Source organism: Thauera aminoaromatica, from assembly GCF_000021765.1.
In the GTDB taxonomy this organism is placed as follows: Bacteria; Pseudomonadota; Gammaproteobacteria; order Burkholderiales; family Rhodocyclaceae; genus Thauera; species Thauera aminoaromatica.
In genome coordinates this window covers 3,243,748-3,260,266 of the sequence record NC_011662.2, presented here as the reverse complement: position 1 = coordinate 3,260,266, position 16,519 = coordinate 3,243,748, and the positions used below count along the sequence as shown (strand labels likewise).

The following is a 16,519-nucleotide window of genomic DNA, read 5'->3' as shown; positions in this document are numbered from 1 at the left end:
AAAGGCGAGCGGCCCGACGATCGGGCTCAACACGGTTGGCGGCCGCCAGAGTCGGCGCGGGGTGCGTTTCGCCCCGCGTCCGTCGTCCGCGAGGCGAGAGGGAGGAGTATGACCACGACAGCATTCATTACTCACCGTGACTGCTGGTTGCACGACATGGGCGCGATGCATCCCGAGTGCCCCGACCGGTTGTCGGCGATCAACGATCGCCTGATCGCGTCGGGGCTGGATATGTACGTGTCCTTTTTCGATGCGCCGCTCGCCGAGCGCGAGCACATCCTGCGCGTGCATCCGGCCGAGTATTTCGACAACCTGATCGAGAGCGTGCCGGAGCACGGCATTCGCCACCTCGACCCCGACACCGCGATGAGCCCGGGCACGATGAAGGCGGCGCTGCGTTCGGCGGGTGCGGGGGTGTACGCCACCGACCTGGTGATGAAGGGCGAGATCGAGAACGCGTTCTGCGCGGTGCGTCCGCCCGGCCACCATGCCGAACGCGCCAAGGCGATGGGGTTCTGCTTCATGAACAATGTTGCCATCGCTGCCCGTCATGCGCTCGAGGCACACGGGCTGGAGCGCGTCGCGGTGGTCGACTTCGACGTGCACCACGGCAACGGCACCGAGGACATCTTCCGCAACGACCCGCGGGTGATGATGGCGGGGATCTTCCAGCATCCCTTCTACCCGTATTGCGGCACCGAGAATCCCCCCGCGCACATGTGCAACGTGCCGCTGCCGGCGGGTACGCGGGGCGATGCCTTCCGACAGGTCTTCGGCGACATCGTCGTGCCCGCGCTGCGCAGCCACAGCCCGCAGATGATCTTCATTTCCGCCGGGTTCGACGCGCACTACGAGGACGACATGGGTTCGCTCGGCCTGCTCGAGGCCGACTACATCTGGGCCACTCAGCAGATCAAGGGCGTCGCCGAGTCCTGTGGCCACAAGCGCATCGTTTCCGTGCTCGAAGGCGGCTATTCGCTGTCCTCGCTGGCGCGCTCGGTGGTGGCCCACATCAAGACCCTGGCCGATCTCTGAGCCCCGCTCGCCGAGCCGCCGCCGCCGGCCGGCACGCCCGCGCAAAGGGCCTGCCGGCCGCGTCCTGTAACAGCGGCGGGCTCGACCGCGCGCGGCGATCGGTTAGAATCCCAGCTTTAATTCACTGTCGGATGCCATGATTACCGGATCGCTTGTCGCCATCGTCACGCCCATGCACGACGACGGCAGCCTGGATTTCCCCCGCCTGCGCAGCCTCATCGACTGGCACATCGCCGAAGGTACCGACGGCATCGTGATCGTCGGCACGACCGGCGAGTCGCCCACGGTCACCGTGGACGAACATTGCGAGCTGATCCGTGTGGCCGTCGAGCACTGCGCGGGGCGCGTGCCGGTGATCGCCGGGACCGGTGCCAACTCCACCGCCGAGGCGGTCGAACTCGCACGCTTCGCCGCGCAGGCCGGTGCGAACGCGCATCTTTCGGTGGTGCCCTACTACAACAGGCCCACCCAGGAAGGCCTCTACCGCCACTTCCGCACCATCGCCGAGGCGGTCGAGCTGCCGCTGATCCTCTACAACGTGCCTGGCCGCACCGTCGCCGACCTCGCCAACGAAACCGTGATGCGCCTTGCCGAGGTGCCCAACATCGTCGGCCTCAAGGACGCCACCGGCAACCTCGACCGCGCCTGCGACCTCATCGAGCGTGCGCCGGCGGACTTCGGGCTCTACAGCGGCGACGACATGACGTCTGCCGCCTTCCTGATGCTCGGCGGCCACGGCGTCATCTCGGTGACCGCCAACGTCGCGCCGCGCGCCATGCATGCGCTGTGCGCGGCCGCCGCCGCGGGAGACATGCGCACGCTGCGCGAGACCAACGCCGGGCTCACCGGCCTGCATCGCGACCTCTTCTGCGAGGCCAACCCGATCCCGGTGAAGTGGGCGGTGGCGCGCATGGGGCTGATCGGCGACGGCCTCCGCCTGCCCCTCACCCCGCTGTCCGCAGCCCATCACGAGCGCGTGCGCGCGGCGATGCGCAAGGCCGGCATCCAGGCCTGATCCGAACCTCTCTGCCCAGGACTTCCATGATCCGCTCCAAGCGCACCTCCCTGTCCCTGCTCGCGCTCTCGATCGCGCTCGGCGGTTGTTCAGGATCGCTGCTCGAATCCAAGCGCATCGACTACAAGAGCGCGAAACAGATCGAACGCCCCCTCGAGATCCCGCCCGATCTCACCGCGCCGCAGCGCGACGACCGCTTCGCCGTGCCCGATGTCGCCCCGCGCGGCGTCGCCACCTACTCCGCCTACACGGCCGATCGTGCCGGCCAGCCGGCGCAGGCCTCCAGTGGTCCTGCGGTGCTCGCCAAGTCCGACACCATGCGCATCGAGCGCGCGGGCAGCCAGCGCTGGCTGGTGGTGGGTGGCACGCCCGAGGAGCTGTGGCCGCAGATCAAGGATTTCTGGCTCGAACTCGGCTTCATCCTCAACATCGACAGCCCGGAAATCGGCGTCATGGAGACCGACTGGGCCGAGGATCGCGCCAAGATCCCGCAGGATTTTCTCCGTTCCAGCATCGGCAAGGTGCTCGACGGCCTGTTCTCGACCCCCGAGCGCGACAAGTTCCGCACCCGCCTCGAGCAGGGCAAGGAGACGGGCACGGTGGAGGTTTACATCTCGCACCGCGGCATGATGGAGATCTACCCGACCGAGGCCAAGGACTCGACGATCTGGCAACCGCGTCCGGCCGACCCCGAACTCGAGGCCGAGATGCTGCGCCGCCTGATGGTCCGCCTCGGCGCGGAGGAAGCGCGCGCGGAGGCCGCAATCGCCACGCCGCAGCAGGCGTCGGAGCGGGCGCGTATCGCCGCCGCGCCCGACGGCCAGGTAATGCTGGTGATGGACGAGGCCTTCGATCGTGCCTGGCGTCGCGTCGGCCTCGCGCTCGACCGCATCGGCTTCACGGTCGAGGACCGCGACCGTGCGCAGGGCTTGTACTTCGTGCGCTACGTCGACCCGGATGCGGACAACCGCAGCCCCGAGAAGGGCTTCCTGTCGCGGCTTGCCTTCTGGCGCAGCGACGCCAAGCCGGCCGCCGGGGGGAGCGAATACCGTCTGCGCGTGCAGGGGCAGGGCGAGGCTTCGCGGGTCAGTGTGCTCACCCGCGAGGGCGGGCTCGACAACTCCGACACTGCGCGCCGCATGCTGGGCCTGCTGCGCGAACAACTGCGCTGAACTACAAGGGGGAGAGGGCCTCAACGAGGCCGTGTCCCCCGACCGCGGGAGCGGCCTTCTGCGAAGCGACAGCATGAAAAAAGCCGGCATGAAGCCGGCTTTTTTCCGCGTCGTGCAGCGGGCGCTTACTTCGCAGCCGATTCCTTGGCGGCGCCGACGGCAGCTTCGGCGGCCGCCTTGGCTTGGGCCGCGGCATCGACGGTGTCGGCTTTGGCTTCGGCGGCGGCGTCCTTGACCGCCTCGACCGCGGCGTCGGCCTTCTTCGCAGCCGCGTCGGCAGCAGCGTCCGCCTTGGCGGCCGCGGTAGCGGCGGCTTCCTTGGTCGCCTCGACCGCCGCGGCGGCCTCTTGCTTGACGGCCTGCGCGCCGGCCGCGGCAGCGTCGCCGGCGGCCTTCGCGCTCTCCTTGGCCGCTTCCACCGCCTGGGCGGCCGATTCCTTCATCTGTTCCTGGGCCGAGGGTGCCGGCTGAACCGCGACCGGCTCTTCCTTCTTGCCGCAGGCAGACACGGCGAGGGCGACGAGGGCGGCGGCGAGGATGGAATGCTTCATGGTCTGTCTTCCTTGTTCTGGGGGTCGGGGTGCGTACGGCTTGTTTCGGCGGACGCCGGGAGACCCCGTCTTCCGCGCTGGATGCCGCAATGCACAAAGATTCTAGCATGGGGGATCATGTCGTCCGGATGAGGTGGCGGCGCGCAAGTGGGGCCCAAAGGTAAGGAGACATTGCCTGAAGCGGACATCCGCGCAGGCGTGGCGCGGTAGAATCGCGCGCTTCCCGAACCCTCTCGCACGACCATGCCGACAGCCAAGATCGATTCCCTGGACCACGAAGGCCGTGGCGTGACCCGCGTCGAGGGCAAGGCGGTATTCGTCGAGGGCGCCCTGCCGGGCGAGCGCGTCGAATACGTCGTGCGGCGTGCCAAACCGAGTTACGAGCAGGGTGAGGTGGTGCGCGTGCTGCGCCCGAGCGCGCAGCGCGTGGCGCCGCGCTGCCCGCATTACGGCGTGTGTGGTGGCTGCTCCATGCAACATCTGGATGCGGATGCGCAGGCCGCGGTGAAGCAGCGCCTCCTCGAGGACGCGCTGCGCCACATCGGCAAGCTGCACGCCGACCGCATCCTGCCGGCGATCCACGGTCCCGCCTGGGGCTACCGCTACCGCGCGCGCCTGGGCGTGCGCCTGGTGCCGAGCAAGGGTGGGCTGCGCGTGGGTTTTCACGAGCGCCGCTCGAGCTACATCGTCGACATGCGCACCTGCCCGGTGCTGCCGCCGGCGATCTCGGCGCTGCTGCCGCGCCTGCGCACGATGCTGGCCGGGCTGTCGATCGCGGATCGCCTGCCTCAGGTCGAGATCGCGGTGGGCGAGGACAGCACCGTGTTCGTGTTTCGCAACCTGCTGCCGTTCTCCGCGGCGGACGAGAAGCAGCTCGCCGCCTTCGCCGATGCCGAGGGCATCCAGGCCTGGGTCCAGCCCGCGGGCCCCGATTCGGCGCGGCCTCTGCACCCGGCGAACGCGCAGCTACCGTTCTACACCTTGCCCGAGTTCGGCCTGCGGCTGGATTTCCGCCCTACCGACTTCACCCAGGTGAACGCAGACATCAATCGACTGCTGATCCGGCGTTCGATGCAACTGCTCGACCCGCGCCCGGGCGAGCGTATCGCAGACCTGTTCTGCGGGCTGGGAAACTTCAGCCTGCCGATCGCGCGCCTCGGCGCCGAGGTGGTGGGTGTGGAGGGCAGCGAGGCCCTGGTCGAGCGCGCCCATGCCAACGCGGCGCGCAATGGGCTCGCGGCGCGCTGTGAGTTCCACGCCGCGAATCTGTTCGAGACCACCGAGGACAGCCTGGCCGCGCTCGGCCGGCTGGACAAGCTGTTGATCGATCCGCCGCGCGAGGGCGCGATCGCGGTGGTGAAGGCGATCGACCCGTCACGCGGGCCATCGCGGATCGTGTATGTGTCGTGCAACCCGGCGACCCTGGCGCGCGACGCCGCGGTGCTGGTGCACGAGAAGGGCTATCGGCTCGCCGCGGCGGGGATCGCCAACATGTTCCCGCAGACCTCGCACGTCGAGTCCGTGGCGCTCTTCGAGCGCACCCCGGGGACTGAAGTCGGGCCGGGCTGAGCGGGGGCGCTCGCCCTCCGATGTGGGTGCGTCGCGGTGGTATACTTTGCAGTCTTGCGGAAGCTTGGCAGAGCGGTCGAATGCAACGGTCTTGAAATTTGTTTTAGGTAGTACGCAGGAAGCTTGGCAGAGTGGTCGATTGCACCGGTCTTGAAAACCGGCAACCCGCAAGGGTTCCAGGGTTCGAATCCCTGAGCTTCCGCCAATGATAAAGGCATTCAGCGCATTCCATTGAGCGCGCAGCAGCTTGAAGATGGCGACAAAAAGCCCCGCTAGCCGGGGCTTTATTGTTTGTGGAGAATTCTCACTCCGTATGTGATCAACTGCTCCGCCTCGAGATTCCAAGGCAGGAGGGCCTCGAAGTGTTCGACGGTGGTCGTGGTGGGCAAGGCGCGCAGCACTTGGCGCAGCCACAGGTACGGCTCGACGCCGTTGGCCTTGGCGTTTTCGGCCGGGTTGTTGTCGATCGGCAGATCGCCGCGCTCGAGGTAGCGCGTCGGACGCGGCCACTGCCGATGCAAGTCGCCCAGCGCACCTCCGAGCACCGAGGACGGTGGCACGGTAGGGAGCACTTGGTCACGACAGCAGCGCCGTTCATTGATGACAGCGCGGCTTCGGCCCTGGCGTAGCGCGAGCCACTCGGTGGCCTTGAGTTTGCGCGTGTTCTTCTCGATGGCGTAGAGCTTGCCGATCAGGACCAGCACTTCGTGGGCGCGGCGGTGCTTGCCGGCGGGCAGCCCCTTGCTGACATCGACGAAACGGCATTGCGCATGCTCCCGGCCAAATTCATGGTTATGGAATTCTTGCCGACATGCCTAAGAAGCCCCTGGAATGAGGAAACACAGGAATTTCATGGATTTGCCGAAACGAGTGCCCAAGTGCGAGCCTTCATCGGGTGTAAAAAAATCCGACACTTCTGCCGAAGGACGAGCTGAGACACGCCTCTTGCTGCTCAACAAGCCGTTCGGCGTGCTGTGCCAGTTCACCGACGAAGCCGGTCGCCGCACGCTGAAGGACTACGTGGAGGTGCCCGGTGTCTATGCCGCGGGCCGCCTCGATGCCGACAGCGAGGGCCTGGTGCTGCTCACCGGCGACGGTGCCCTGCAGCACCGCATTGCCGATCCGCGCCACAAGCTGGCCAAGACCTATCTGGTGCAGGTGGAGGGGGAGATCGACGAGGCCGCGCTGGCGATCCTGCGTGCGGGGGTAGATCTGGGGGACTTCCGCAGCTTGCCGTGCGCCGCGCGCCGCATGCCGGCGCCCGACTGGCTGTGGCCGCGCGATCCCCCCGTGCGCTTTCGCAAGTCGGTGCCGACGAGTTGGATCGAGATCGTGCTGTGCGAGGGCAAGAACCGCCAGGTACGCCGGATGACGGCCAAGGTCGACCATCCCACGTTGCGGCTGGTTCGGGTCGCAATCGGGCCCTGGACCTTGGCCGGGCTGGGCGTGGGCGAGTGGCGCGAGCTGGCGGGCGCGGAAATTGCGGAGGTCCTGCCCGCTGGTGCTCCGGCGGCGGCGCGCAGGGGCCGGTTGCGGCGCTAGAATCGGGCGTTTCGAAGAGCGCTGGTGGAGGCGTCCGTGAAAGTCATTCTCGATCTGTGCGTGGTTCCGCTCGGCGTGGGGCTGTCGGTTTCATCCTATGTGGCGGCTTGCGAGCGGGTGATCCGCGAGGCGGGCCTCGTGTCGCAGCTCCATGCCTACGGTACCAATATCGAGGGCGAGTGGGACGAGGTGATGGCCGCGGTCAAGCGCTGCCACGAGATCGTCCATGCGATGGGCGCGCCGCGCATCACCACCTCGATCCGCCTGGGCACGCGCACCGACCGCGAGCAGACGATGCAGGACAAGATCGACAGCGTCGAGCGGGCGCTCGACCGGGCGGCGAGCGGCCCCGGTGCCTGACAGGTCCGGGGCCGCGCTCGGCAAGGACGCGCTTCAGCCGGTGCTGCGCGCGAGCTCGTTGCGGCGCAGCTTGCCGGTGTCGGTGCGCGGGAAGTGGTCCACGAGGTGGATCTTCTCGGGGCGCTGGTAGGGCGGCAGGCTCTCGATCGCGGCCTGCGCGGCGGCCAGCACCTGCGGTGGCGGCAGGTCGCCGGGAATGGCGAAGAGGTGCAGGCGGATCATGTCCGCGTCCTCGCCCTGCGCCGGGATCACGCACACCTCCTCGGCCTTGCCGCGCATGCGTTCCTGCACGGCCTGCTCGACCGCGACCACGTCCACCCAGCGGCCGAACACCTTGACGAGCTGGTCGCTGCGGCCGGCGAACAGCCAGCCTTCCCCGTCGGGGGCACGGCGGAACACGTCGCCGGGGGCGAAGCGGCCGTCGGCGAAGCGCGCGCTGTCGTGGGTGACCACGCGCGTATAACCGAGCGCGACTGCGGGGTGGGAGAACCACAGCCGCCAGGTCTCGAGCTCGCCGCTGGTGAGCTGCTCCGGATGGATCTCGGTGAGTGGAGTGGGGCACGCGGCGTCCATCTCCGGCGTGCGGTAGAGCACCAGCGACAGCGTCTCGGTGGTGCCGTAGCCATTGACCAGCGGCACTCCGGTCATCGCCTGCCAGTCGCGCGCAAGCGCGGGCGGACAGGCTTCACCGGCGGAGCCCGCGGCGTGCACGCCGCGGAAACGCACGCCGGCATCGATCAGGCGGCGGTAGAGGGTGGGCACGCTGAAGAAGATGTGCGGCTCGTGGCGCTCGACCATCGCCGCGACGCGCGCCGGGTCGGGCCATTCGGGGTCGAGCACGACGGTGGCGCCCAGGCGCAGGCCGGCGAAGAAGGCGTTGGCGAGCGGGTAGGCGAAGAACAGCTTGGAGCTGGAATAGAAGCGGTGCTCCGGGCGCGCACCGAGAAGGTCGCGGGCGAACACGTGGGCATAACGGATCGCGCGGTGGGCATGGAGGATGCCCTTGGGGCGGCCGGTGGTGCCGGAGGAGTACAGCAGGAACGCCGGATCGTCGTCGGCTGCCTGCGCGGCTGCGGGCGTCGCGGTGGCGCGCTCCACCCGGCGGCGCCATTCGCCGAGGTCGATCGCGCGCTTGTCGCCGAGCGCACGCGCGGCTTCGTCCTCGAGCAGCGCCGCGGCGGCGCCCGAGTCCAGCATCAGGTCGGCGAGTTGCGTGGTGGCGGTGCGCGGGTTGATCGCGATCGGCCGCACCCCCGCCCACAGCATGCCGATGAAGGCGGCGGCCCATTCGATGCCGTCGGGCAGCGCGAGCACGCAGGCGTCGCCGGGGCGCAGCCCGGCGTCGAGCAGGGCCGCGGCGCTGCGGATGGAATCGGCACGCAGGCCGGCGTAGTCGATGCGGACATCGCCCTCGATCAGCGCGATCCGCGCGGGATCGCCGGCGAGCAGCCATTCGGCGGCGTTCATGATGTCGCTCCGCAGACGGTGGTTCGCAGCGCGGGCGCGTGGCCCGAAATGGGATGGGTGGACATGATCGGTGTGTCTCCTCGGCAGGACTCCCCTCGCGGGCGGGGACGTCATCTGTTTGTCCGGACCATTAAATTCCCCCGGGCGATGCTGCACAATACCAATGAATGGATTACCTTTATTGACCCTATCAATAACACTCGGGCCCGCATGAGTCTGCGCGACTTCGACCTGAACCTGCTGCGTGTCCTGCTCGCGGTCTATGAGGCCGGCAGCGTGAGTCGTGCCGCGGAGCACCTCGGCCTGAGCCAGCCGACCGTGAGCAGTGCGCTCGGCCGCCTGCGCCGCGCGCTCGGCGAGCCGCTGTTCATCAAGACGGCGTCGGGTGTCACGCCCACCGCGCGCACGCATGCGCTGGCGAGCAGCGCGCGGGCGATGCTGGCGCGGCTGGAAACCGATTTCTTCGTCGCCGACCGCTTCGACCCGGCGAAATACGAGGGCAACCTCACCGTCGCCCTCTCGGACGTGGGCGAGCTGGTCTTCCTGCCGCGCATCCTCGACAGCGTGCGCCGCCTCGCGCCGCTGGCCATGCTCGATTCGGTGACGCTCGCGCCGGGAGAGCTGATGCGCGCGATGGAGGATGGAGAGGTCGATCTGGCGATCGGCTATTACCCCGACCTCGACGCCGCCGGCTTCTACCGCGAGAAGCTGCTCGATCACCGCTTCGTGTGCCTGTTGCGTGCCGATCATCCGGTGCAGGACCGTCAGCTGTCGCTCGAGCGCTTCCTCTCGCTCGAGCACGCCGCGGTCCGTGCCAAGGGGCGCAGCCAGGAGATCTTCGAGAAATACCTCGAGCGTCTGCGCATCCAGCGCCGCATCGTGCTGCGCACCCCGCACTTCATGAGCCTGCCCGGCATCATCGGGCGCTCGGACCTGGTGGTGACGCTGCCGCATGCGATCGGTCATTACTTCACGCGCGTGGGCGAGAAGGTGCGCATGGCCGAGCCGCCGCTGGCGATCCCGCATATCGAGCTGTACCAGCACTGGCACCGTGGCTTCCACCACGACCCGCGCAACCGCTGGCTGCGCACGCTGGTCGCGGGGCTGTTCTCCGACGGACAGGACGAGTGGCCCTATCCCTTCGCGTGAGCGGTCCGGCGCAGCCGCGTCGAGCGTTCAGCCGGCACGCCGGCGCGCGTCGCTCAGCGGCATGACGTCGGGCATCTCGAAGCGCGCGCGCTCGCGGTCGCCCTCGCGCAGCGGTTCGCAGGGCTTCAGGCTGGCGAGGCTGCGGCGGGCGAGGTTCTGGTAGCAGTCGGTGCCGATCACCTTCCACTTGCGCTCCTGCTCGGTGAGCTCGCGCAGCACCTTGGCCGGCACACCCGCCACCAGCACGCCGGGAGGGATCTTCATTTCCGCCTTCACGAAGGCGGCGGCGGCGATGATGCTGCCTTCGCCCACCTCCGCATGGTCCATCACCACCGCGTTCATGCCGACCAGCGCGTTGCGCCCGATCCGACAGGCGTGCAGCACCGCGGCATGGCCGACATGGCCGTTGACCTCGACCACGGTGTCGATGCCGGGAAAGCTGTGCAGCACGCAAGCGTCCTGCACATTGCTGCCCTCCTCGAGCACGATGCGGCCGAAGTCGCCGCGCAGCGAGGCGAGCGGGGCGACGTAGCAGCCGGCGCCGACGAACACGTCGCCGATCAGCACGGCGTCGGGATGCACGTAGGCGGTGGGATGGACGACCGGGCGGACGCCGTCGATTTCGTAGCAGGGCATGGCTGGGCTCCGATGGGATGGAATTCGTGCGGCCGACAGTAGCATGCCGGTGCGCGGGGCGCGTCGCCCCTCGCGTCGATGCGCGGCCTGCGGATCGAGGACGGGCCCCGGTCCCGGCTGCGGTGCAGGGCGCGCGTGAGTGCATGGGAAGGGCGCGGCACGCAAGCAGGGGTGCAAGAAAACCACTCGTGTCTTGATGTAGCGCAACATTGTTATTGATCGACTGGTTGGTCGGATCTGTTGCCGGGCACAATCCTGTTAACGGCGATCGAGCGCAAGCACGAGCCCGCGACCCGCAAGGATGCAGGGGCGAGGCGATGCGGACGATCCTCTCGATCGGCGACGACAGGCGCCGAGGGCGTGCGGCGTGCCCCCTCGGTGTGCCCCGGACAACCCGGTCGGCGTGCGTGCGCCTGCGCACCACGGAGCGGCCGCAGCACAGGAGCGAGACCCCGATGGCCAGAGGCAAGGCGCCGACCTTCCAGTTGCAGCGCGCGACGATCCTCGACGCCGCCGCGGGCCTCTTCGCGGCCGAAGGCTTCCATAACGCGTCGATGGCGGAGATCGCGCGCGCGTGCGGGGTTTCCAAGGCGCTGCTCTATCACTACTACCGCGACAAGGAACACATCCTCTACGACATCGCCGCGGGCCACGTCGAGGATCTGCTGGCGATCGTGGCGGATGTCGAGGCCGCGGCAGAGTCGCCGCGCGAGCGTCTCGAGCGCCTGATCCTGCGCTTCATGCAGGCATATGAGGGCGGGCGGCGGCAGCACGTCGTGCTGATCCAGGACGTCAAGTTCCTCAGCCCCGAGCAGCGCGCGCGCATCCACGAACAGGAACGCCGGGTGGTGCACGCCTTCGCGCTCGCGATCGAGGCGGTCGAGCCCGGCCTGCGCGTCGTGGCGCTCGACAAGGCGGTCACGATGGCGCTGTTCGGGATGATGAACTGGACCTTCACCTGGCTGCGCCCGGATGGTCCGCTGTCCTACGAGGACATGGCCCGGGTGGTGGCGCGGATCTTCCTGCAGGGCGTCGCGGGCTTCGCCGCGCAGGCGGGCCATCCGTCCGCCGCGGCGGTCGAGATCGCGCTGCCTTGAAGGCCCGGGTCGCCGCGGACAACGACTTCCCGGTGGCGCCCGGATCACACGGCTGCGCAAGTCCTTGCGCGGACGTTCGTTGACGTTTACGTTAGCGGAACTTCTGTGCAATCATCCAGGTCGGATGCGATTGCATGCGAGCCCGGTGCGAGCCCCGTCGTGCGAGCGGCGTGAGAATGGGGCATGGGCGGACATCGCAGAACGGAGAATGAAATGAATCAAGAGATCGCCGGAAGGGCTGGCCGGGTGCGCGAATCGGCGAATGCGACGACGTATACGATATCCGATCTCGCCAAGGAGTTCGACATCACCACGCGCGCGATCCGCTATTACGAGGACCAGGGCCTGATCAGCCCGGCCCGTCGCGGCAGCCGGCGCATCTACAGCCGCCGCGACCGTGTGCGCCTGAGCCTGATCCTGCGCGGCAAGCGGCTGGGTTTCTCGCTGCAGGAGACGCGCGAACTCTTCGACCTCTACGACAACGCACCCGGCGAGCAGGCACAGATGTCGCACTTCATGGAACTGCTCGGTGCGCGCAGGGCGATGCTCGAACGCCAGATGGAAGACATCCGCGCCATCCTCGACGAGATCGGCGCGGCCGAGAAGGAGGCGCTGCGCTCGATCGCCGCGCGGGCACCGCATCCGAAGGCGGCGACGAGCCCGAGCGCCTAGCGGCGCGCGCCCGCATCCGGGCCGCCCGATCAGTCCCCTTCAGGCCGCTCGGCCCCCTCGGTCCCGTCGCCGCCGTCCGCGCCCGTGCGCTTGCGGCGCGGCGCGGTCTTGGGGTCGATCACGATCGGCTGGTAGATCTCCACCCGGTCGCCTTCGGCGAGCACGGTCTCGAGCGGCTTGATCTTGCCGAAGATCCCCACCTTGTTGCGCTCCAGGTCGATGTCCTCGTAACGCGCGAGGATGCCCGAGCGCTCGATCGCCGCACGCAGCGTGCAGCCTTCGTCCACATCGAGGCGCATCCACGCCGGTTTCGCGGGGTGCGCGTAGCTGACGCTGATCTTCATCCTTCCCTCCTGCAGTGCAGTGTGCGATTGCGCTTCGATCAGGTGCCCGCGGTGATCCCGGCACCTGCGCTGGCGCCGAGGCTGCGCGCGCGGGCGCGGGCGAGCATGCGCTGGCGTGCCGCGACCAGAAAGCCGAGGGCGAGGAAGCCGCCCGGGGGCAGGATCATCAGCAGCACGCCGCGGTAGCCCTCGAGGCGCAGTTCGAGAAAGGCGAAGTGCTGGCCGAGCAGCATCGAGGCATCGGCGAACAAGGTGCCCTGGCCGATCGCCTCGCGCACCCCGCCCAGCACCATCAGCGCGAGGGTGAAGCCGATCCCCATCATGAGGCCGTCGAGCGCTGCCATCCCGGGCGCGCGCTTGGAGGCGAAGGCTTCGGCGCGCCCCATGATCGCGCAGTTGACCACGATCAGCGGGATGAACAGGCCGAGCACCTTGTGCAGCTCGTGCAGCCAGGCGTTCATCGCCATGTCGACCAGGGTGACCACGGTGGACATCAGGAGCACGTAGATCGCGATCCGCACCTCGCGCGCGATGACGTTGCGGAACAGCGAGACGAGCACACCGGAGCTCACCAGCACCACGGTGGTGGCCAAGCCCATGCCGAGCCCGTTGGTGGCGCTGCCGGTGGTGGCCAGGGTCGGGCACATGCCCAGCATCTGCGCGAACACCACGTTGTTGTCCCACAGGCCGTCGCGGACGACCCTGCGCACTTCGCTCATGACGGGGTCTCCGATCGAGTTGCCGCGGCGTCGCCACCGGGGCCGGCCGGCGCGGCGAGCAGGCGCGCGCGGTTTCCGGCGAAGAATTTCAGGCTGGCATGGACGGCCCCCACCACCGCGCGCGGGGTGATGGTGGCGCCGGCGAACTGGTCGAATTCGCCGCCGTCCTTGCGCACCGCCCAGCGTGTGCCGGTGTCCAGGCCGCGGCCGTCGAAGCCGCGGATCCAGTCCGACTTGCGCACGTCGATCTTGTCGCCCAGGCCCGGCGTCTCGCTGTGCGAGAGCACGCGCACGCTGGCGATGCGCCCGTCGCGGCCGATGCCGACGGTGAGCGTGATCGGTCCGCCGTAGCCGGCTTCGCTCACCCAGTTGAAGGCCACACCGCGCACCTCGCCCGCCAGGCGCGCGCGATACACCGTGACCGCGCGGCCCTCGTCCTCGACCGCGACCGTGTCCGCGGCCGGATTGTTGTCGTGGGGCACGGCGGAGAGGGTCTGGTCGAGGGCGTTGCGCAGGTCTTCGGCCTGGCGCAAGCGGATCTCCTCGTGGGTGGCGAGGTCGCCCATGCCCAGCATGGCACTGCAGCCGAGGGCGAATGCCCCGAGCAGCAGCCCCGGGCGCTGGCGCAGGCCGCCGGCAGCGATCGAGCTCATCGGCCATCCTCCTTCGGGGCCAGGGGGATCGGGTTGCCCGTGCGCAGGCGGCCGTAGCGGCGCGGACGCACCAGGCGATCGATCAGCGGCGTCGCCGCGTTCATAAGCAGGACCGCGAAGGCGACCCCCTCGGGATAGCCGCCCCAGGTACGGATCACGTAGATCAGCGCGCCGATGCCCGCGCCGAAGATCGCCCGCCCGAGCGGGGTGACCGGGGCGCCCACCGGATCGGTGGCGATGAAGAACGCGCACATGACCGCGCTGCCGCCGAGCAGGTGGAGCAGCGGCGGCGGGTAGTGCGCGGGGTCGATCTGGTTGAACAATGCCGCGAGCAGCGCGAGCGTGCCGAGCAAGGCCGCGGGGATCTGCCAGGGCACGATGCGGCGCGCCACCAGCAGGGCGCCGCCAGCGAGCAGCGCGAGCGCGGAGGTCTCGCCCAGGCTGCCCGGCACCGTGCCGAGCGCGAGCGCGAGCAGCGCCTCGCCGGCGGCGAAGTCGCCGCCGTGCTTGAGCGGGGCGAGCGCGGTCGCCGCGCTCATGGCGTCCGGCACCGCGCCACCGCCGAAGGTGATCGCGAGGCCGTCCAGCAGGCCGGGCGCCGTGGGCGAGAACAGCGGCTGCGGCGCCACCCAGGCGGTCATCTCGAGCGGGAAGGACACCAGCAGCGCGACCCGCGCCAGCATCGCCGGGTTGAGCACGTTCTGGCCGAGGCCGCCGAACACCTGCTTGCCGACCACGATCGCGAACGCGCCGCCCAGCAGGGGCAGCCACCACGGTGCCCACGGCGGCAGGCAGAGCGCGAGGATCAGCCCGGTCACCACGGCCGAACCGTCGGCGAGCGTGTGGCGCAGCGGGCGCTTGCCGATCGCCAGGGCCGCCGCCTCGGCCGCCACGCAGCCGGCGATCGCCAGCAGCACGGTGGCGAGCGCCGGCCAGCCGAACAGGAACACGCCGGTCGCGGTCGCCGGCAGCAGGGCGAGCAGGACCGTGCGCATGACCTGCGGAATATTGCTGCGCCCATGCACGTGGGGCGCCGCCACCGGGGAGCGGTTCGGGGTCCAGCTCGTCATGATTCGGTCTCCACCGTCTCGGCCGGACGGGCGGGCCGGCGCGCGGCCTTGGCGGCGGCTTCGGCGGCCAGCCGCAGCCGGCGCGCCTCGGCCAGCTTGCGTGTCTCCTCGGCCTTGCGCTGGGCTTCGCGGCGGGCGGCGATCTCGCCCTTGGCATAGTTGAACAGGTGGGCCAGCGGCAGGTGGGCCGGGCACACGTAGGCACAGCAGCCGCAGGACAGGCAGTCGCCCATGCCGAGCTCGGCGGCGTCGTCGATACGCCCGGCACGCACGCGCGCGGCGAGCTCGAGCGGCACCAGGCCGACCGGGCAGACATCCACGCAGCGCCCGCAATGCAGGCAGGCACGTTCGCTCGCCGCATGCGCCTCGGCGGCGGTGAGCGCGATGATGCCGCTGGTGCCCTTGACCACCGGCGCCTCCAGACCGGGCAGGACCTGGCCCATCATCGGCCCGCCCATCAGCACGCGGGTGGGGGGCTCGGTGAAGCCGCCGCAGAAGTCGATGAGGTCCCCGGCCGGCGTGCCGATCGGCACCACCACGTTGCGCGGGTTGCGGATCGCGCCGCCGCCCACGGTGACCACGCGCGACACCAGCGGCTTGCCGAAGCGCACCGCGCGGCACACCGCGAGCGCGGTGCCGACGTTGTGCACGCTGACGCCGATCTCGGCGGAGAGCTTGCCGGCGGGGATCTCGCGCCCCGTCACGGTGGTGACGAGCTGCTTCTCGGAGCCCATCGGGTAGCGCGAGGGCACGCGCAGCACGTGGATGCCGGGATGGGCCGCGGCGGCCGCGCGCATCGCCTCGAGCGCCTCGGGCTTGTTGTCCTCGATCGCGATCACGGTGCGTTTCGCGCCCAGGCCGTTGGCGATCAGGCGCACACCCTCGACCACGTAGCCGGCGCCCTCGCGCATCAGGCGGTCGTCGCAGGTCAGATAGGGCTCGCACTCGCCGCCGTTGAGGATCAGCGTGTCGATCGGGTGGCGGTTGCCGGCGTCCAGCTTGACCGCGGCCGGGAAGGCCGCGCCGCCCAGGCCCACGATGCCCGCGTCGCGCACGCGTGCGGAGACCTCGGCACGGGTGAGCGCGAAGGGGTCGACCGCCGGCTCGGTCTCGATCCAGCGCTCCTCGCCATCGGGCTCGAGCGTGATCGTCTGCACCGGCAGGCCGGAGGGGTGCGGCGCCATGTGGTCGCCGATCGCGATCACCCTGCCCGACGTGGGCGCATGCACCGGCGCCGAAACCGAACCCTGGTGGCGGGCGAGGCGCTGGCCCTTGAGGACGTGGTCGCCGACCTCGACCTCGGGTGCGGCCGGTTCGCCGATGTGCTGCTGCAGCGGGATGTACAGGCGCTGCGGCAGCGGCAGGCGGGCGATCGGATGGCAGGCGGTGGGGTCCTTGTTCCCTTCGGGATGGATGCCGCCGCGGAAGCGGAAGATCTTCATGGTGCGTGGGGTTCCGGTGTGCTTGC

General features: G+C 69.6%; 18 protein-coding genes, 1 tRNA gene and 1 pseudogene. 10 read left to right on the top strand and 10 right to left on the bottom strand.

The window, feature by feature from the left end; translation table 11 throughout:
* Positions 1 to 108: 108 nt before the first annotated feature.
* From TMZ1T_RS14365 to bamC, 3 genes are all read left to right on the top strand, one after another.
* The gene (locus TMZ1T_RS14365; protein ID WP_004314944.1) at positions 109 to 1,035 is read left to right on the top strand and encodes a histone deacetylase family protein; all 927 of its coding nucleotides are present in this window, start codon (positions 109 to 111) and stop codon (positions 1,033 to 1,035) included.
* Positions 1,036 to 1,171: 136 nt separating this feature from the next.
* The gene (gene dapA / locus TMZ1T_RS14360; protein WP_004314943.1) at positions 1,172 to 2,050 is read left to right on the top strand and encodes a 4-hydroxy-tetrahydrodipicolinate synthase; all 879 of its coding nucleotides are present in this window, start codon (positions 1,172 to 1,174) and stop codon (positions 2,048 to 2,050) included.
* Between the two features lie 26 nt (positions 2,051 to 2,076).
* Positions 2,077 to 3,222, top strand: coding sequence for an outer membrane protein assembly factor BamC (gene bamC / locus TMZ1T_RS14355; RefSeq protein ID WP_004314942.1), 1,146 nt, complete (start codon positions 2,077 to 2,079; stop codon positions 3,220 to 3,222).
* A 125-nt stretch (positions 3,223 to 3,347) separates the two neighbouring features.
* On the opposite strand, the gene TMZ1T_RS14350 is transcribed toward bamC, so the two are convergent.
* Entirely contained in the window at positions 3,348 to 3,773 is a 426-nt protein-coding gene (locus tag TMZ1T_RS14350) for a hypothetical protein (RefSeq protein WP_004314941.1), read from the bottom strand.
* A 243-nt stretch (positions 3,774 to 4,016) separates the two neighbouring features.
* On the opposite strand from TMZ1T_RS14350, the gene rlmD reads away from it, so the two are divergent.
* Positions 4,017 to 5,342, top strand: coding sequence for a 23S rRNA (uracil(1939)-C(5))-methyltransferase RlmD (gene rlmD / locus TMZ1T_RS14345; RefSeq protein WP_012585781.1), 1,326 nt, complete (start codon positions 4,017 to 4,019; stop codon positions 5,340 to 5,342).
* A 117-nt stretch (positions 5,343 to 5,459) separates the two neighbouring features.
* Positions 5,460 to 5,547: transfer RNA gene (locus TMZ1T_RS14340), tRNA-Ser, on the top strand.
* Positions 5,548 to 5,626: 79 nt separating this feature from the next.
* Here TMZ1T_RS14340 and TMZ1T_RS21815 read toward each other — a convergent pair.
* Positions 5,627 to 5,809, bottom strand: a complete 183-nt coding sequence (locus TMZ1T_RS21815; protein ID WP_407083908.1) for a transposase domain-containing protein — start codon at positions 5,807 to 5,809, stop codon at positions 5,627 to 5,629.
* Positions 5,795 to 6,103, bottom strand: a pseudogene (locus TMZ1T_RS21810) (IS66 family transposase); the annotation flags it as partial. The pseudogene TMZ1T_RS21810 and the gene TMZ1T_RS21815, both read right to left, overlap by 15 nt.
* A 184-nt stretch (positions 6,104 to 6,287) precedes the next feature.
* Between TMZ1T_RS21810 and TMZ1T_RS14330 the strand changes: the two are divergent.
* The gene (locus TMZ1T_RS14330) at positions 6,288 to 6,884 is read left to right on the top strand and encodes a pseudouridine synthase (protein ID WP_041589678.1); all 597 of its coding nucleotides are present in this window, start codon (positions 6,288 to 6,290) and stop codon (positions 6,882 to 6,884) included.
* A gap of 36 nt (positions 6,885 to 6,920) precedes the next feature.
* A complete protein-coding gene (locus tag TMZ1T_RS14325) occupies positions 6,921 to 7,244 on the top strand; it encodes an MTH1187 family thiamine-binding protein (protein WP_012585779.1) in 324 nt (107 codons plus the stop codon).
* 33 nt (positions 7,245 to 7,277) lie between these two features.
* Here TMZ1T_RS14325 and TMZ1T_RS14320 read toward each other — a convergent pair whose 3' ends face one another.
* Positions 7,278 to 8,711, bottom strand: coding sequence for an AMP-binding protein (locus tag TMZ1T_RS14320; protein WP_012585778.1), 1,434 nt, complete (start codon positions 8,709 to 8,711; stop codon positions 7,278 to 7,280).
* A gap of 210 nt (positions 8,712 to 8,921) precedes the next feature.
* Between TMZ1T_RS14320 and TMZ1T_RS14315 the strand changes: the two genes are divergently transcribed.
* Positions 8,922 to 9,860 (top strand): LysR family transcriptional regulator, encoded by a 939-nt coding sequence (locus tag TMZ1T_RS14315; protein WP_083768703.1) that lies wholly within the window; start codon positions 8,922 to 8,924, stop codon positions 9,858 to 9,860.
* A gap of 27 nt (positions 9,861 to 9,887) precedes the next feature.
* On the opposite strand, the gene paaY is transcribed toward TMZ1T_RS14315, so the two are convergent.
* Positions 9,888 to 10,496 carry a phenylacetic acid degradation protein PaaY gene (gene paaY / locus TMZ1T_RS14310; RefSeq protein WP_004314927.1) on the bottom strand — a complete coding sequence of 203 codons (609 nt, stop codon included), beginning with the start codon at positions 10,494 to 10,496 and terminating at the stop codon, positions 9,888 to 9,890.
* Positions 10,497 to 10,951: 455 nt separating this feature from the next.
* Between paaY and TMZ1T_RS14305 the strand changes: the two genes are divergently transcribed.
* Complete coding sequence (locus TMZ1T_RS14305; RefSeq protein ID WP_012585776.1) at positions 10,952 to 11,593, top strand: TetR/AcrR family transcriptional regulator; 642 nt, start codon at positions 10,952 to 10,954, stop codon at positions 11,591 to 11,593.
* Between the two features lie 213 nt (positions 11,594 to 11,806).
* Complete coding sequence (locus tag TMZ1T_RS14300; protein WP_004314923.1) at positions 11,807 to 12,265, top strand: MerR family transcriptional regulator; 459 nt, start codon at positions 11,807 to 11,809, stop codon at positions 12,263 to 12,265.
* A 29-nt stretch (positions 12,266 to 12,294) separates the two neighbouring features.
* Here the strand turns inward: TMZ1T_RS14300 and TMZ1T_RS14295 are convergent, their stop codons facing one another.
* Genes TMZ1T_RS14295 through rsxC form a run of 5 tightly spaced genes read right to left on the bottom strand, consistent with a single transcriptional unit; the run spans position 12,295 to position 16,493 of the window.
* Complete coding sequence (locus TMZ1T_RS14295; RefSeq protein ID WP_012585775.1) at positions 12,295 to 12,609, bottom strand: RnfH family protein; 315 nt, start codon at positions 12,607 to 12,609, stop codon at positions 12,295 to 12,297.
* 38 nt (positions 12,610 to 12,647) lie between these two features.
* Complete coding sequence (locus TMZ1T_RS14290; protein WP_004314920.1) at positions 12,648 to 13,328, bottom strand: electron transport complex subunit E; 681 nt, start codon at positions 13,326 to 13,328, stop codon at positions 12,648 to 12,650.
* Positions 13,325 to 13,981, bottom strand: coding sequence for an RnfABCDGE type electron transport complex subunit G (locus TMZ1T_RS14285; protein WP_012585774.1), 657 nt, complete (start codon positions 13,979 to 13,981; stop codon positions 13,325 to 13,327). Before TMZ1T_RS14285 ends, TMZ1T_RS14290 begins: the two co-directional genes overlap by 4 nt.
* On the bottom strand, positions 13,978 to 15,051 hold the full coding sequence (locus TMZ1T_RS14280) for an RnfABCDGE type electron transport complex subunit D (protein ID WP_012585773.1): 1,074 nt from the start codon (positions 15,049 to 15,051) through the stop codon (positions 13,978 to 13,980). Before TMZ1T_RS14280 ends, TMZ1T_RS14285 begins: the two co-directional genes overlap by 4 nt.
* Complete coding sequence (gene rsxC, locus TMZ1T_RS14275; RefSeq protein ID WP_004303177.1) at positions 15,048 to 16,493, bottom strand: electron transport complex subunit RsxC; 1,446 nt, start codon at positions 16,491 to 16,493, stop codon at positions 15,048 to 15,050. The genes TMZ1T_RS14280 and rsxC overlap by 4 nt, the downstream gene beginning before the upstream one ends.
* Positions 16,494 to 16,519: the final 26 nt, after the last annotated feature.

Excerpts from the sequence above, each read along its gene's own strand:
- TMZ1T_RS14320 (WP_012585778.1), bottom strand. The coding sequence starts at position 8,711 with ATGAACGCCGCCGAATGGCTGCTCGCCGGCGATCCCGCGCGGATCGCG.
- TMZ1T_RS14285 (WP_012585774.1), bottom strand. The coding sequence starts at position 13,981 with ATGAGCTCGATCGCTGCCGGCGGCCTGCGCCAGCGCCCGGGGCTGCTG.
- bamC (WP_004314942.1), top strand. The coding sequence starts at position 2,077 with ATGATCCGCTCCAAGCGCACCTCCCTGTCCCTGCTCGCGCTCTCGATC.
- TMZ1T_RS14315 (WP_083768703.1), top strand. The coding sequence starts at position 8,922 with ATGAGTCTGCGCGACTTCGACCTGAACCTGCTGCGTGTCCTGCTCGCG.
- dapA (WP_004314943.1), top strand. The coding sequence starts at position 1,172 with ATGATTACCGGATCGCTTGTCGCCATCGTCACGCCCATGCACGACGAC.
- TMZ1T_RS14280 (WP_012585773.1), bottom strand. The coding sequence starts at position 15,051 with ATGACGAGCTGGACCCCGAACCGCTCCCCGGTGGCGGCGCCCCACGTG.
- TMZ1T_RS14350 (WP_004314941.1), bottom strand. The coding sequence starts at position 3,773 with ATGAAGCATTCCATCCTCGCCGCCGCCCTCGTCGCCCTCGCCGTGTCT.
- TMZ1T_RS14365 (WP_004314944.1), top strand. The coding sequence starts at position 109 with ATGACCACGACAGCATTCATTACTCACCGTGACTGCTGGTTGCACGAC.
- TMZ1T_RS14305 (WP_012585776.1), top strand. The coding sequence starts at position 10,952 with ATGGCCAGAGGCAAGGCGCCGACCTTCCAGTTGCAGCGCGCGACGATC.
- rlmD (WP_012585781.1), top strand. The coding sequence starts at position 4,017 with ATGCCGACAGCCAAGATCGATTCCCTGGACCACGAAGGCCGTGGCGTG.
- rsxC (WP_004303177.1), bottom strand. The coding sequence starts at position 16,493 with ATGAAGATCTTCCGCTTCCGCGGCGGCATCCATCCCGAAGGGAACAAG.
- paaY (WP_004314927.1), bottom strand. The coding sequence starts at position 10,496 with ATGCCCTGCTACGAAATCGACGGCGTCCGCCCGGTCGTCCATCCCACC.
- TMZ1T_RS14295 (WP_012585775.1), bottom strand. The coding sequence starts at position 12,609 with ATGAAGATCAGCGTCAGCTACGCGCACCCCGCGAAACCGGCGTGGATG.
- TMZ1T_RS14300 (WP_004314923.1), top strand. The coding sequence starts at position 11,807 with ATGAATCAAGAGATCGCCGGAAGGGCTGGCCGGGTGCGCGAATCGGCG.
- TMZ1T_RS14290 (WP_004314920.1), bottom strand. The coding sequence starts at position 13,328 with ATGAGCGAAGTGCGCAGGGTCGTCCGCGACGGCCTGTGGGACAACAAC.